At 70.5% G+C, this 13,675-nt stretch carries 15 protein-coding genes; 8 read left to right on the top strand and 7 right to left on the bottom strand.

What is annotated here, in order from left to right; genetic code table 11:
* The first annotated feature begins 4 nt into the window (after nt 1-4).
* The 3 genes from ACZ6WN_RS10745 to ACZ6WN_RS10755 all read left to right on the top strand — a co-directional run bounded on the left by ACZ6WN_RS10745 (nt 5) and on the right by ACZ6WN_RS10755 (nt 2,266).
* Nucleotides 5-1,168 carry a beta-1,3-glucanase family protein gene (locus tag ACZ6WN_RS10745; RefSeq protein WP_465864623.1) on the top strand — a complete coding sequence of 388 codons (1,164 nt, stop codon included), beginning with the start codon at nt 5-7 and terminating at the stop codon, nt 1,166-1,168.
* Nucleotides 1,169-1,252: 84 nt separating this feature from the next.
* Nucleotides 1,253-1,663, top strand: a complete 411-nt coding sequence (locus tag ACZ6WN_RS10750) for a hypothetical protein (protein WP_465864624.1) — start codon at nt 1,253-1,255, stop codon at nt 1,661-1,663.
* 45 nt (nt 1,664-1,708) lie between these two features.
* Nucleotides 1,709-2,266: a hypothetical protein gene (locus tag ACZ6WN_RS10755; RefSeq protein ID WP_465864625.1), complete on the top strand. Its 558-nt coding sequence runs from the start codon at nt 1,709-1,711 to the stop codon at nt 2,264-2,266.
* A 63-nt stretch (nt 2,267-2,329) separates the two neighbouring features.
* Here the strand turns inward: ACZ6WN_RS10755 and ACZ6WN_RS10760 are convergent, their stop codons facing one another.
* From ACZ6WN_RS10760 to ACZ6WN_RS10790, 7 genes are all read right to left on the bottom strand, one after another.
* The gene (locus ACZ6WN_RS10760; RefSeq protein ID WP_465864626.1) at nt 2,330-3,691 is read right to left on the bottom strand and encodes an MFS transporter; all 1,362 of its coding nucleotides are present in this window, start codon (nt 3,689-3,691) and stop codon (nt 2,330-2,332) included.
* A gap of 176 nt (nt 3,692-3,867) precedes the next feature.
* A complete protein-coding gene (locus ACZ6WN_RS10765) occupies nt 3,868-4,821 on the bottom strand; it encodes a PDR/VanB family oxidoreductase (RefSeq protein ID WP_465864627.1) in 954 nt (317 codons plus the stop codon).
* 39 nt (nt 4,822-4,860) lie between these two features.
* Nucleotides 4,861-5,592, bottom strand: a complete 732-nt coding sequence (locus ACZ6WN_RS10770) for an SDR family NAD(P)-dependent oxidoreductase (RefSeq protein WP_465864628.1) — start codon at nt 5,590-5,592, stop codon at nt 4,861-4,863.
* Between the two features lie 23 nt (nt 5,593-5,615).
* On the bottom strand, nt 5,616-6,134 hold the full coding sequence (locus ACZ6WN_RS10775) for an aromatic-ring-hydroxylating dioxygenase subunit beta (RefSeq protein WP_465864629.1): 519 nt from the start codon (nt 6,132-6,134) through the stop codon (nt 5,616-5,618).
* On the bottom strand, nt 6,127-7,425 hold the full coding sequence (locus ACZ6WN_RS10780) for an aromatic ring-hydroxylating oxygenase subunit alpha (RefSeq protein WP_465864630.1): 1,299 nt from the start codon (nt 7,423-7,425) through the stop codon (nt 6,127-6,129). The genes ACZ6WN_RS10775 and ACZ6WN_RS10780 overlap by 8 nt, the downstream gene beginning before the upstream one ends.
* Before the next feature lies 1 nt (nt 7,426).
* Entirely contained in the window at nt 7,427-7,813 is a 387-nt protein-coding gene (locus ACZ6WN_RS10785) for a hypothetical protein (RefSeq protein WP_465864631.1), read from the bottom strand.
* Between the two features lie 43 nt (nt 7,814-7,856).
* Complete coding sequence (locus ACZ6WN_RS10790) at nt 7,857-9,011, bottom strand: acyl-CoA dehydrogenase family protein (protein ID WP_465864632.1); 1,155 nt, start codon at nt 9,009-9,011, stop codon at nt 7,857-7,859.
* 186 nt (nt 9,012-9,197) lie between these two features.
* On the opposite strand from ACZ6WN_RS10790, the gene ACZ6WN_RS10795 reads away from it, so the two are divergent.
* The 5 genes from ACZ6WN_RS10795 (at nt 9,198) to ACZ6WN_RS10815 (ending at nt 13,670) form a co-directional block, all read left to right on the top strand.
* The gene (locus ACZ6WN_RS10795; RefSeq protein ID WP_465864633.1) at nt 9,198-10,715 is read left to right on the top strand and encodes a PAS domain-containing sensor histidine kinase; all 1,518 of its coding nucleotides are present in this window, start codon (nt 9,198-9,200) and stop codon (nt 10,713-10,715) included.
* 107 nt (nt 10,716-10,822) lie between these two features.
* Nucleotides 10,823-11,350 carry a flavin reductase gene (locus tag ACZ6WN_RS10800; RefSeq protein ID WP_465864634.1) on the top strand — a complete coding sequence of 176 codons (528 nt, stop codon included), beginning with the start codon at nt 10,823-10,825 and terminating at the stop codon, nt 11,348-11,350.
* Complete coding sequence (locus ACZ6WN_RS10805; protein WP_465864635.1) at nt 11,347-11,637, top strand: hypothetical protein; 291 nt, start codon at nt 11,347-11,349, stop codon at nt 11,635-11,637. The genes ACZ6WN_RS10800 and ACZ6WN_RS10805 overlap by 4 nt, the downstream gene beginning before the upstream one ends.
* A complete protein-coding gene (locus ACZ6WN_RS10810; protein WP_465864636.1) occupies nt 11,634-12,902 on the top strand; it encodes an amidase in 1,269 nt (422 codons plus the stop codon). Before ACZ6WN_RS10805 ends, ACZ6WN_RS10810 begins: the two co-directional genes overlap by 4 nt.
* A gap of 117 nt (nt 12,903-13,019) precedes the next feature.
* Nucleotides 13,020-13,670: a response regulator transcription factor gene (locus ACZ6WN_RS10815; RefSeq protein ID WP_465864637.1), complete on the top strand. Its 651-nt coding sequence runs from the start codon at nt 13,020-13,022 to the stop codon at nt 13,668-13,670.
* The last annotated feature ends 5 nt before the right edge of the window (nt 13,671-13,675 follow it).

Below are 13,675 nucleotides of genomic sequence, written 5' to 3' on the forward strand. Positions count from 1 at the left end.
TCCCATGCTGACCAGAAGATCTGTACTCGCCGCCACCTCTGCCGCCGTCGCCGTGCCGCTCCTCGGCGGGACCGGATGGCACGCCGCACAAGCCATGCGCCCGCAACGCCTCGGAGCCCAGGCCACCCTCCAGCTCCGCTTCGTCAACCGGACCGGGGCGTACGACAGCTCCTCGATCCACTTCTACATCGTCGGCACCGACCTGACGACGGGCGCGCAGTCCCGGGTCACGCCCGAGGGCACGCTCGTGCCCGTCTCCCTCGCCGACAACGGCGCCGACGGCTATGCGGACTACGCGATCCCATTCGCGGGCAGCGGCGACACGCTCTCCCGGATCCCCGCCGACATGTCCGGCCGGATCTACTTCTCGCTCGGTGACAAGCTGAAGTTCAAGGTCAACGAGGGCAACGCGCTCGCCTATCCGGCGGCATGGGTCGAGTCCGACCCCAGCTACGGCGTGCTGCACGACTGCGTCGAGTTCACCTACAAGAGCGGCCGGATCTACTGCAACACCACCATGGTCGACATGTTCAGCGTGCCGCTCTCGATCGCGCTGACCGGTGAGCAGTCGCCGACCACCGGCACCCTCGTGGAGGGCGGCCGCGAGAAGATCTTCTCCGCCGTCTCGGCCTCCTCCGACTTCGGCTCCCTCGTCGTCGACGACCGCCGCATCCTCGCGCCGGGGCACGGCCTGGACGCCGGGAGGTTCTCCTCGACGTTCTTCGACTCCTACATCGACCAGGTGTGGTCGAAGTACGCCGGCGAGTCGCTCGTCGTGAAGGCGAACAACACCACCTTCACCGGCAGGGTCAGCGGCGACCAGTTCGTCTTCGACGGAGGGGTCAAGGCGTTCGCCCGGCCCTCGACCCGGGACGTGCTCTTCTGCGACGGCGCGCTGGCCGCGCCCAACGACGGCATCACCGGTCCGGTCGCCGCCGTGCTCGGCGCCGGCTTCAACCGGACCACGCTGCTCGCCTCCACCGACCAGCCCACCGGCGACCCGGGCGGCTTCTACCAGGGCTCGCCGGTCCATGCGTACAGCAAGGCGATGCACGACAACACGGTCGACGGGAAGGCCTACGGGTTCGCCTTCGACGACGTCGGCGGCTTCGCCTCCTACGTCGAGGACAACGCCTCCGAGATGACGGTGACGCTCACCCCGTTCTGACGTCCCGATCCGGCTTCGTCCCCTCTATGGGGGATCGCCCGCTCGGCTCGTCCACCGCGCCACGAGGGCCCGTACGGTCGCACCATGTCGTACGTCGTCCTCGTGGCGTGGCTCGTCCAGGCCAGCGTCGGAGTCCTCCTGCTGACGGGCTGGTTCCGGCACGGTCGCGTCCGTTCGCCGGTGGTGCTCACCCACGTCAGCCTCTCCGTCGCGGGGCTCGCGTGCTGGACGGCGTACGTCCTGGCCGAGCAGGTCCTGTGGGCGTGGGCGGCCTTCGCGCTCATCACCGTCGGCAACGGCTTCGGCGACAACATGCTGCTGTGGCGTACGCGACGGATGGGCGGCAGCCACCTCTCGACGGTCAACACGTACAAGCTCGCCCTCCGTTCGATGTTCAAGGGCCGGCTTCCCTTCCGGGTCAGCTTCCACGCCGTGTTCGCCGGGGTCGTCTACTTCTCCACGCTCGCCCTCTGCATCGTCGAGACCGTCTCCTAGCGGGTTCGGCCGTGCGCAGCGCCGTGCGGCCGGGATACTGACCCCATGGGTGCGGGTGGCGCGGTTCTGATCATCGTCGTCGGGGCGGTGCTGCTCGGCTTCGTCCTGCTCGCGGTCGCCCTGCTCGTCGCCGCCGGCGTGGTGCGGATGTCGGGGAAGAACCCGAAGCCGCTGGCCTGGACCGGCGTGGGCGTGCTCGCGATCCCGGTGCTCTTCATCGCCACGCTCGTCGTGTGGGCCCAGCTCACCCGCGACCCCGACACCATCGAGCTCGACCTGCGCGAGCCGGTCCCGCTCTCCAGCCTGCCCGAGGACAACGAGGACTACCCGGGGATGCGGGACTACGACAGCGACCGGGTCGACCTGGTGCTGCCCGACGGCGACCGCTTCGAGGCCGAGGTCGACGGGGTGCTGGTCTGGTCCGACGACGGGTACGTCACCCGGGTCACCTTCGACCGGCGGGCCCGCGAGGAGGGCGAGGCCGAGACGCTCGGGGCCACCTGGGAGGCCGAGCTGGGCGGCTCCGGCACGGTCGAGATCGAGCCGGGCTACTCCACGTACGGACGGATCCGCGGCGAGGTGCTCACGGCACCGGCCCCGTAGACGCACCGCACCCGGCTGCCACGACGCGATGGTGTCGTGGCAGCCCGGTGCATCGCGGCAGGCTCAGCTGAACTCGGTCCGGAGCTTCGCCCGGGCCAGGGCGCGCGGCGCGGTCTCGGGAAGGAGACACAGGCAGATCAGCGAGAGCGCGCAGGTGGCGGCCAGGTAGTAACCGACGTACGTCGCCTCGCCGGTCCCCGCGATGATCCGGTTCGCGATCAGCGGCGAGATGCCACCGCCCAGCACCGCGCCGACGTGGAACGAGACGCCCATCCCCGACTGGCGCTGGTCGCGGGGGAAGAGCTCGGTGAAGAAGGTGTACATCGGTCCGAACAGGATCCCGGTGGTGGTGAACCCGATGATCATCGCGGCGGCGACACCGCCGACGTTGCCCGCCTCGGCGAGGTGGAAGATCACCAGGGCGGACGCGATCGAGCCGACCGCACCGGCCATCATCACCGGTCGGCGACCGAGCCGGTCGGCGGCCCAGGCGGAGAAGACGTTGGCGACCGCGTGCATCACCAGGGCGGCGATGCTCGCGTTCACGACAGGCTGCCGCGGCAGGCCGAGGCCCTCCGGAGCGGCGGCGGTGGCGTAGGAGAGCATGAAGGTGGCGAGTGCGAAGGTGCTCGCGTTCAGGCCGATGTTGACGCCGGCGGCGAGCACGACGCGGCGCCAGTTGGTCTTGAGCACCGCGAAGACCGGGAGCTGGTTCTTCAGCGTCTCCCCCTCCTCGCGCATCATCTGCTGGAAGACCGGGCTCTCGGAGACACCGTGACGGATCCAGATGCCGAGGAACAGCACGACGCCGCCGATGAGGAACGGGATCCGCCAGCCCCAGCTCTCGACGCTGGCAGCCGGGAGGAGCAGCACCGCCGCGAAGGCGAGATTGGCCAGGATCGACCCGACCGGTGACCCGAGCGCGACGAAGACGCCGTAGCGGGCGCGCTTGTCCTCGGGGGCGTGCTCGATCGCGAGCACCGCCGCGCCGCCGGTCTCACCTCCGCGGCACAGGCCGTGCACCATCCGGAGCAGGACCAGCAGGATCGGGGCGGCGATGCCGATCTGGGCGTAGGTGGGCAGCATGCCCATCACCATCGTGGCCACACCCATGCCGACGAACGTCATCAGCAGCGCGGACTTGCGGCCGTACCGGTCGCCGACCCACCCGAAGAGCACCGCACCCACCGGGGCCATCAGGAAGCCGATGGCGAAGGTCGCCAGGCCCATGAAGGTGCTGAACCAGGGGTTGCTGGTCCGGAAGAAGGTGTCGGTGAAGACGAGTGCGGTCGCGGTGCCGTAGATGGCGAAGTCGTAGAACTCGAGGGAGGTTCCGACGCCGCTGGCGAAGGCGAGGCGGGCGACGCCGCCGCGGGTCGAGGTCAGATCCGATTTGTCGGTGTCGACGTGGGATGTCGTGGTCATGACTGTCCTGTCGGTAAGGCGCGAGAGGCAGATTCTTCCCCGATCGCACGGCATCGTGCGATCGGCGGATCTTCTCCGACCCTCGCGGGGGGTGGTTCCACGCTAGGAACGATGGCGCCAGGGCTCCATTGGCATTGACCGCAGCCCGTTGAGGGTTTCCCCTACCGGCGCCGGCGTCAGTAGAGCTCGATGACGAGCTTCGGGCTCTTCGCCCGGGAGACGCAGAGCGCCATCTGGTCGCCGGCGTCCTTGTCGGCCGCGGAGAGGCAGTTGTCGCGGTGGTCGGGGACGCCGTCGAGGACCCCCGAGACGCACGATCCGCAGATGCCCTCCTCGCACGACTTGAACACGTCGATGCCGTTGTCGGTCAGCACGGACAGGATCGAGCGGTCGGCGGGGATCTCGAAGGACTCCCCGGTGTCGAGCTCGACCGTGAACGCGCCGTCCTCGGAGGTGTCGATCTCGGCAGCCTCGAAGTGCTCGACGTGTACGTTGCGCTCGCCGACCACGGGGGTGGCGACCGCGGTCACCTGCTCCATGAACCCGGTGGGACCGCAGGTGTAGACGTGGCTGTTCGTCGTCGACGTCTCGAGTGCGTCGCGCAGCAGCGAGACCTGCTCGCCGCGAGGCACGCCCAGGTGGAGGTCGACGCGGTCGGCGAAGTCGGAGCGACCGAGCAGGTCCAGGAACGCGGCGCTCTCGCGGGACCTGGCGAAGTAGACCAGCCGGAACTCCTGACCACGCGCGTGCAGCTCGTAGGCCAGACTCAGCATCGGGGTGATCCCGATGCCCCCGGCGACGAGCAGGTGACGGTCGGCGCCCTCGACGACGGAGACGAGATTGCGCGGTTCGCCGACAGCGAGGACGTCGCCCTCGTCCACCTGGTGCAACGAGGCACTGCCGCCGCGCGAGTCGGCCTCGAGCTTGACCGCGATCAGCTGTGACCCGCTCTCGGACGGCGGGCTGCACAGCGAGTACTGCCGCAGCACGCCGGTCGGACCGAGGACGTCGACGTGCGCACCTGCCACGTACGGCCCGAACGGAAGGCCGTCCTCACGGACGAGTCGCAGCGTGCGGATGTCGGGGGTCTCGACCCCGATCTCGGCGACCCTCACCTTGATGTCAGTCATGGGATTACTCCTGTCGTCGGCTCTTCGGTCCGATGGCGCTCAGCGCACGTAGAGGCCGCCGTTGGCGTCCCAGCACGCTCCGGTCACGGAGGCGGCACTCGGCGAGGCCAGCAGCGCAACCATCTCGGCGATGAACTCGGGGCTGCCGAGCCTGCCCACGGGGATGGTCTCCGCGAACCGGTCGACGTTGTCCTCGCCCACGATGCGGCGTACGACGGGGAGGTCGAGCGGTCCCGGAGAGACGGCGTTGACGGTCACGCCGGCACTCGCGAGCTCGCGGGCGAACACCTTCGTGGCCGCCAGCACCGCACCCTTGGAGGAGGCGTAGTGACCGCCGGTGGCGGTGCCGCCGTTCTGACCCGCGAGGGAGCCGAGGTTCACGATCCGGCCGTAGCCGGCCGCAGCCATGTGCCGCCCGAAGACCTGGCAGGCGGCGAACGTGCCACCGATGTTGACCGCCAGCACCGAGGCGAGCTCCTCGGACGAGATCTCCAGCAGCGGGGTCGCCTGGGTGCGGGCCGCGTTGTTCACCAGGACGTGGACGCCGGCCCAGCTCTCCAGCAGCGCGGCCAGCAGGTCGTCGATCGCGTCCCGGTCGGTGACGTCGAGGCCGTACGCACGAGCGGTCTCACCGGTGGCATCGAGCCGGCCGGCAACCGCCGCGGCGGCGGCCCCGTCGATGTCCACGACGGCGACGCGGTGCCCGATCCCGTGCAGGTGGGCGGCGATCACCGCCCCGAGGCCGTTGCCGGCGCCGGTCACGACCGCCACCGGCCGATCCTCGGGTCTGGGTGTCACAGCAGGAACCCGGCAGCCGGAACGGCCGCCTCGCTGTCGACCAGACGTACGACCTTGAGCGCGATGAGGTCCTCGGCCGGGGTCGAGCCCAGCCGGATCCGGTACTCCACGTCGCCGGCCCACAGGTCGTGCCGGCCACGCTTGAACGCGACCAGCACCTGCGAGGCGCGCAGCACGACCTCGGCGTCGGAGACCTCGACGGGTACGAACCGGGAGACCGTGCGGGTGGTCGTCGCCGAGTCGACGGCGGCGATGGCGTACCCCTCGGTCATCCGGGTGACGCGCATCCGGCGCATCCGGGCGTCGTCGTAGACCATGTTGAGCGTGTTGTCGAAGTCGGTCGTGGCCGGGTCGATCGGGATGACGTAGTGCCCGTCCTCGGCGTAGAGCGCGTTCCACGCGTCGTACTCCTTGCGGTCGAGCAGGTCGGCCTCCCGCCAGGCCAGCTCGATCCCGCGCAGCACGCGAAGGTCTGCCAGGAACGGGGCGGCGGTGGGGGCGAGGGTCTCAGTCATCGCTCATCATCTGCTTCCACTGGGCGTACGCAGCGCGCATCCCGGTCTCGTCGGTGACATGTGAGGTCGGCCAGCCCTCGGGGCTCGGCTTCTCCCGGGCCGCACCGCGGTTGACCAGGATCGGCATCTCGGGCGCTCCCTGGGCGCCTCGCTGGACCCGGTCCCAGCCCTCGGCGTCGTCGGGGGTGCCGAAGCCGAACGGTCCCTGGAAGTGCTCGTGCACCCGCAGCCGGGCGCGGTTCACCGGGCCGACGACGTCGTCGGGACCGTCGGGCCCGATCGCGACGTGCTCGATGACGGTCTTGTCGACCGAGATCGGCCGCAGGACCCGGAAGAACGCCGCGGACATGGAGACGTTCGGGAAGAGGTTGAGGTTGAACCCGGTGCCGTGCATGGCCAGGACGACCTTGCGGATCGCCGAGTCGGACAGGTTGGCCGCACGCAGGTCGGCGATCAGCTCGTCGAACCGTTCCTGGAGCTTCTCGGTGCCGTCGTCGGCGTCCAGGTCGGAGTGCTCGGGCACCATCTGGGCGACGCTGTGGCCGTTGCCGAGGTCGTGGGTGGTCGCCTCGGGGTCGGTCATGAACGACATCATGTCGGCGGTCTCGGCGTCGACCGACGCCATCCAGGAGCGGTGCACGATCGGGAAGTGGTAGCCGTCGGTGGTGTTCTCCAGCTGGATCTTCCAGTTGCCACCGAAGGTGAACTGGTGGGTGCCGAGCACCTTGATCGGGTAGCCGCCACCCTGCTTCATGAAGCGGTCGATCCACAGCTTCACGTCGCCGAGGAACTCCTCGAGCGGCTCGATGTCCTCGTCGAGGGTCGCGAAGACCATGCCGCCGTACGACTCGGTGCGCAGCCGCTTGAGGGACAGCTCGCTCTTGTCGATGACCCCCTCGTAGCCCTCGGGGTAGGGGATCCCGCGCAGCTTGCCGTCGAGGCTGTAGGACCAGGCGTGGTAGGGGCAGGTGAAGCCGTTGGCCTCGCCGGTCCGCTTCTCGCACAGGCTCGCTCCGCGGTGCCGGCAGCGGTTGACGAGGGTGTGGATCGCGCCCTTGCGGTCGCGCGAGACGATGACCGGTTGCCGGCCGACGTAGGTCGACTTGAAGCTGCCGGGCTTGGGCAGCTCGCTCTCGTGCGCGACCCAGATCCAGGTGTGCTCGAAGATGCGGGTCATCTCCTGCTCGAAGATCTCGGGGTCGGTGTACATCCGGCCGGCGACCCGGTCACCCTGGACCAGGTCGGCCGGGGCGAGGTCGTACACGTTCGATGCGGTGATCTCGGTGGTCATCTCAGTTCGCCTCCACGGGCTCGTAGGAGCGCGGGGTCAGGGCTCTGCCCATCCGCGCCTCGACCTTGGCGTAGCGCCAGAGCTTGAAGCCGCCCTCACCCACCGAGATGGTGCGGAACAGGTTGCAGGCGGCCCTGACGGTCTCTTGGGTGTCGACATCGGCCAGCAGGTAGCAGGTCCACGGCCAGGAGTCGGACGGGCCGACCAGGTGCGCGTCGTCGTCGATGTCCCCGATGAAGTCGACCCCCGGCAGCGCCTTGATGCCGTCCATCATCTCGACGAAGGCCCTCCATACGTCGTCGACGGTGACGCCGGCGCTGGGCAGGTCGAAGAAGTTCTGGTTGATGCCGATGCAGAACAGGACGCGGAGTGGTGTGGGATCACTCATCGGGTCTCCTTGGGGTGGTGGGACGGACGGCTGGTGGATCCGGTCACTTGAATCCGGGGACGGTCGGCTCCTGGCCGAGCAGCACCGCGCCGGCCGCGTCGTACATCGACGGGCCGAGGAAGGCGTGCACCTGGGGGACCTCGGCGTCGCGGCGCAGTCGCTGCAGGGGGTGCCCGTTCGCGATCGTCCCGGTGCCCGAGATGGTGCAGAGATCCCCGACGATGCGAGCGGCGGTGGAGGCCGCGTGGGTCGCGGACAGCCGGATCCGCGCATGCTGCTCGAGCGCGACCTCGTCACCGGCGACGACGGTGCTCCAGACCTCCTCGGCCACCTCGTGGAAGAAGGCGCGCGCCGAACGCAGCGCGGCATAGCTCTCGGCGTACGCCGTGCGGTAGTAGGCGCGGGCGGCCAGCGGCGGCGCACCCGTCACGCCCGTGCGTGAACCGGCCTCCTGGGCGAAGGCGAGCGCCGCCTGCGCGACGCCCAGGCCGACCGCGGCATGGACCTGGGCCTGGTAGCCGATCGTGGGGTAGCGGTAGAGCGGCTCGTCGACGGTCGGCTCGCCGCCGCGGATGAAGGTCCACTCGCGAGCGACCTCGACCTCCTTGACCACCAGGTCGAACGAGCCCGACGCGCGCATCCCGGCGACGTCCCAGTCCTGCACGATCTCGACCTGATCCGGTCGCAGCAGGGCGCTTCTGGGCTTGCCCCCGGACGTGTCGTCGCCGGGGATGCCGACACCGAGCACGTCGGCGCCCATGCAGCCGCTGGCGAACTTCCAGCGTCCGTCGACGACGAAGCCACGCTCGGTGGGGGTGACGGGCTGGACCGGGAAGAGGCCGCCGGCGAAGACGACGTCGGGGCCGTCGGCGTACAGCTCGGCCTGGGTCTCCAGCGGAAGCGCCGCCAGGTAGGTCAGGGCGGACCCGAAGGCCGCGACCCATCCGGTCGAGCCGTCGACGGCCGAGATCCGTTCGACCACCTCGAGGAAGTCGGCCGGGGCCATCGGCTCGCCCCCGAACACCCGCGGGGTCGAGCTCCGGTAGATCCCGACCTGCTTGAGCCGCTCGACGAAGTCGCGGGGGACGTAGCTCTGCTCATGGAACTCGACCCGGCGGGCAGCCAGCTCCGACAGGACGTCCTCCAGGGTGGGCGGCGCGAGGGCCGTCTCCGGCTGGATCTCCTGGGTCTGGGCCATGTCGGCTCCTCTGGGTCGGGTCGGGAGGTGTCGGACCGGCCGGAAGCCGGCCGTCGGAGCCGACGCTATGAGGCTCTCCGCGTGGCGGGAATTGGGAATGCCCGGGCCCGGATGAGGGGGCGTCACTGCCCCGCGTAGGGGATTTCTTCAGCGCCCGCGTCCCAGGCGGCGACCTATCCTGACCAGATGCAGGTCGATCCGCAGGTGCCGGAGCTGGTCCACACCGACTTCATCGCGATGATGGACGCCACCTCGCTGTGCGTGCTGGTCCACGACGCGGCGACGAAGGACATCATCTGGGCCAACCCCGCCGCGTGCGAGCTGCTCGGCTGGAGCGTCACCGAGCTGCGCCCCCTCAAGGCGGACCACATGAGCAGCCCCGCCCAGGAGTACGACCGGGTGGTCGGCAGGGCGTGGCTGCACGAGGCGGTCGAGAACGGCCAGAGCAAGATCGAGTGGCACTACCGCTCGAGCACCGGCCGGGTGATCCCGTCCGAGGCCGTCGCCACCCGTGTCGAGCTCGCCCAGGGCCCGGCCGTGATGGTGCAGTTCCGCGACATCGAGCGCGAGCAGGCGGTCGAGCGGGAGCTGCGGCAGACCACGGCGTACGTCGAGACGCTGAGCCGTCACACGGCCGCCGGGGTCGTCGTGCTGAGCCCGGACGGCGTCGTCCAGCACGTGACCGACCAGGCGCTCGCCCAGTTCGGGGTCTCCCGCGCCGACATGGCCGGACACCGTCTGGACGGTGTCGCCACCGTCCAGATCGACCGGCGGGGCGACCGCGAGCGCACCGGCTGGCCGGCAGCGGTCGGCGCCGCCGACCCGATCGCGACCGTGCGGCTGCGGTTGCGGCACCGCGCCGGAGCCGGCCCGTCCCGTTCCGCCTGGCTGGGCGGAACCCTGGAACGCATGCACCAGCCCGGGGTCGCCGAGTTCGTCCTCACCGTCTACGACATCTCCGAGCGGGTGCGGGCCGAACAGGCCTATGACCAGGAGAACTACCTGGCCCGCTACAACGCGATGGGCGACATGGCGATGGCGATAGCCCACGAGCTGGGTCAGCCCCTGGCCGCGGCCAACAACTTCCTGGCCGGCGTCCGCGCCCGGGCGCGGACGCTCGAGGGCTGTGCCGAGGTCGCCGGGGCCGCCGAGATGCTCGACTTCGGGCTGGACGGCGCCGAACGCCAGATCGAGCGGGCGGCGACCATCGTCAGCTCCGTACGCTCCTATGTCGGCCATCTGGAGCAGGTCTCGGGCCGCGTGGACCTCAACGACGTGATCGAGGAGTGCCTCTACTTCGTCGCTCTGCGGGCGGACTCGGCCAGGATCGAGGTCGAGGTCGACCTCTCCCCCGACCCGGTTCCCGTACGCTGCGAGCGGGTCCTGACGGGACAGGTGGTGCTCAACCTCTGCTTCAACGCCGTCGACGAGCTGAGCCAGTGCGCCCCCGGCGGCCGAGTGCTCCGGATCAGCACCGGCACCGCGACGTACGACGGGAAGACCTCGGGGATGGTGACCGTGGAGGACCGTGGGCGCGGCCTGACCCAGGACCCGTTCGCGGAGTCGTTCACCTCCAAGGAGCGCGGCAGCGGGATCGGGCTGGCCCTGAGCTACCGCATCATCACGCGCCAGCACGGCATGATCTGGGCGGAGCCACGCGAGGGCGGTGGCACCCGATTCGCCTTCACGCTACCGCGCGCGTAGCCGCACCGGCGTAGGGGAAATCCTCATCGTTCGTCGAGGAACTCTCGATTCCCCGGCGGCGCGAGACTGCCTACGGTCGAGGTACCCGACCCGGTAGGAGGCCCAGGTTGTCCACCCCGACCCGTCCCGAGCTGACCCCGACGCAGCGCGCCTTCCGAGCCGCGATGTCGAATCTTTCGGCAGCGGTCAACATCGTCACCACCGACGGCCCGCGCGGACCGGCCGGCATCACCGTCAGTGCGGCGTGCTCGGTCACCGACAGCCCGCCGACGATGCTGGTCTGCGTCAACCGGTCCAGCTACACCCACGACTTCTTCGTGGAGAACAAGCGCGTCGCCATCAACGTGCTCGCCGCCGAGCACGAGCCGATCGCGATGCAGTTCGCCGGTGCCAGCGACCTCTCGATGAGCGACCGGCTCTCGGCGCCGGAGTGGGAGCACGCCGCTCACGGCGTCCCCGTGCTGCGCGAAGCCGTCGCCGCTGTCATCGGCCGGGTCGCGGACCACCGTTCCCACGGCTCCCACACCGTGCTCTTCGTCGAGGTCGACGCCGTCGAGAGCCGTGCGGACACCGGAGGCCTGGTCTACTTCCAGCGTCGCTTCCACACGCTGCACCCCACCGAGCTGTCCGCATGAGCACCTCGAGAGCGCTGATGTCCGTGCCGGGCGCGCGCATGACGCTGATGTGCTACACCGATACGCACGGGTACGGCTGGCAGCACGTGGACCTCTTCGTCCACGACGCCTCCGGCCACGAGCTCAACTGGGTGCACTGGCAGGTCCCCGGCGACGGGCCCGAGGTCGCCGACGAGATCACCGCCGAGGTCGAGCCGACCCTGCGGCGCACCTCCGAGTGGCGCCACGACGTCTCCGCGAGCGGGATGGACTACTGGACCGCCGACGCCAGCTGGGGTGAGGCATGAGTACGTCGCTGTGGCAGCCCTGGTCGCTGCGCGAGCTCGTCGACGAGCTCAGCAGCGGCACCACCACGCCGGCGGAGGCGATGGCGCGCTCCGCCGACCGGATCGCGGCGACCGAGCCCGAGCTCAACGCCTGGGTCGTCCGAGCGGAGCAGGGCCCGGGCACCGGGGCCGCGCCGCTGACCGGCGTTCCCCTGGGCGTCAAGGACATCATCGACGTCGCCGGCCTGCCGACCAGATGCGGCTCCGGGCTGCGCGCGAACGCCGCACCCGCCGAGAAGGACGCGGCGATCGTCTCCGCCTGGCGCCGGGCCGGCGCAGTGCCGGTCGGCAAGACCGTGACCACCGAGTTCGCCTTCTTCTCCCCCGGCCCCACGGCCAACCCGGTCGCCACCGACCACACCCCGGGCGGCTCCTCCAGCGGCTCCGCGGCGGCCGTCGGCGCCGGTCAGGTGCCGCTCGCCCTGGGCTCCCAGACCGCAGGCTCGGTGACCCGCCCGGCGGCGTACTGCGGGGTCGCGGCGTTGGTGATGAGCCACGGCCGCTTCCCCGTCGACGGCGTCACCGGGCTGAGCGAGAGCCTCGACAGCCACGGGGTGTACGCCGCGACCGTCGGCGACCTCGCCCTGGCCTGGTCCGCGCTGAGTGGCGAACCCGACGTCGCCCACCCGGGTGCCCGGGATCGCGGCGAGCCGCTGCGGGTGCTGCTCTGGTCGGCGGCGCCGCTCGGCGTCCTCGACCCGGCGATGCGGGACGCGCTCGACACCACCCGAGCCGGGCTGGAGGCGGGCGGCGCCCGCGTCGACGACTTCCCCGAGGAGCAGCTCGTCGCCGACCTCGCCCTGGCACATCCGGTCGTGATGGCGTACGAGGCCGCCCGGGAGCGGGCCACCGAGCTGGCCGCCGCGGACCGCCTGTCCGCGCCCCTGGCCGGCCTGCTGCGTACGGGTGCCGAGACGGGTCGGAGCGACTACGAGGCGGCCCTCGGCCTCGTCGCGCGGGGGCGCGAGCGGATCGCCGAGCTCCTCAGGTCCTACGACGTCATCGTCGGCGCCGCGGCGCCCGGTCCTGCTCCCCGCGGGCTCGGCGCGACCGGCGACCCGGTCCTGAGCCGGCCGTGGCAGGCGCTCGGCCTGCCCGTCGTGACCGTGCCCGGGCTCCGAGACCGCGCAGGCCTGCCGCTGGGCATCCAGGTGGTCGGCAGCAGCCGCGGCGAGGGGTCGCTTCTCGCCGGGGCGTGCACTGTCGAGCAAAGCCTGGTGTCCTGATCCTTGGGCACATGGCCCGGGTCACACCGCGAGGACGGGTGGAACACGATGACGAAACCGACGGGAAACAGCGACGACGTATCGTCGGCGACCATCCCCACCAGCAAGGCGGCACCGATGAGCGTCAGCGAACTCCCCCGGCCGGACATCACCGTCACGCGTCATCCCGTGGTCCACATCGTCGATGACGACCACGACCTGCGTCAGTCGCTGGTCTTCCTGCTGGAGACCGTCGGCATCGAGGCGCTGACGTATCCCGACGCCACGACGTTCCTGGAGGAGTACGACCCGACCGAGCCGGCGGTCCTCATCGTCGATGTCAGGATGCCCGGTGTCAGCGGCTTCCAGCTGCAGGAGAGGCTCCGCCAGCAGCACTACCCCGCACCGGTCATCTTCTGCTCGGCGCACGGCGACGTCCCCATGTCCGTGCGGGCGATGCAGCACGGCGCCGTCGACTTCCTCGAGAAGCCGTACGACTCCCAGCAGATGCTCGACGTCGTCCAGGAGCAGCTGCTCGAGGCGAGCAAGCGGTTCGCCGCCGATGCCGTACGCCGCGATGTGCAGGCCCGGGTCGACCAGCTCACGCCTCGCGAGCTCGAGGTCCTGCGCCTGGTCATCGACGGCCTGCCCAGCCAGCACATCGCCCGGGCGCTGGGCACCAGCGTCAAGACGGTCGACGTCCACCGGGCCCGGATCAAGGCGAAGACGGAGTCCGACAGCCTCGGCACGCTGGTGCGCGACGTGCTCCTGCACCAGGTGGACGTCTGAGCGAA

This window comes from Nocardioides sp. NPDC054178, assembly GCF_055585005.1.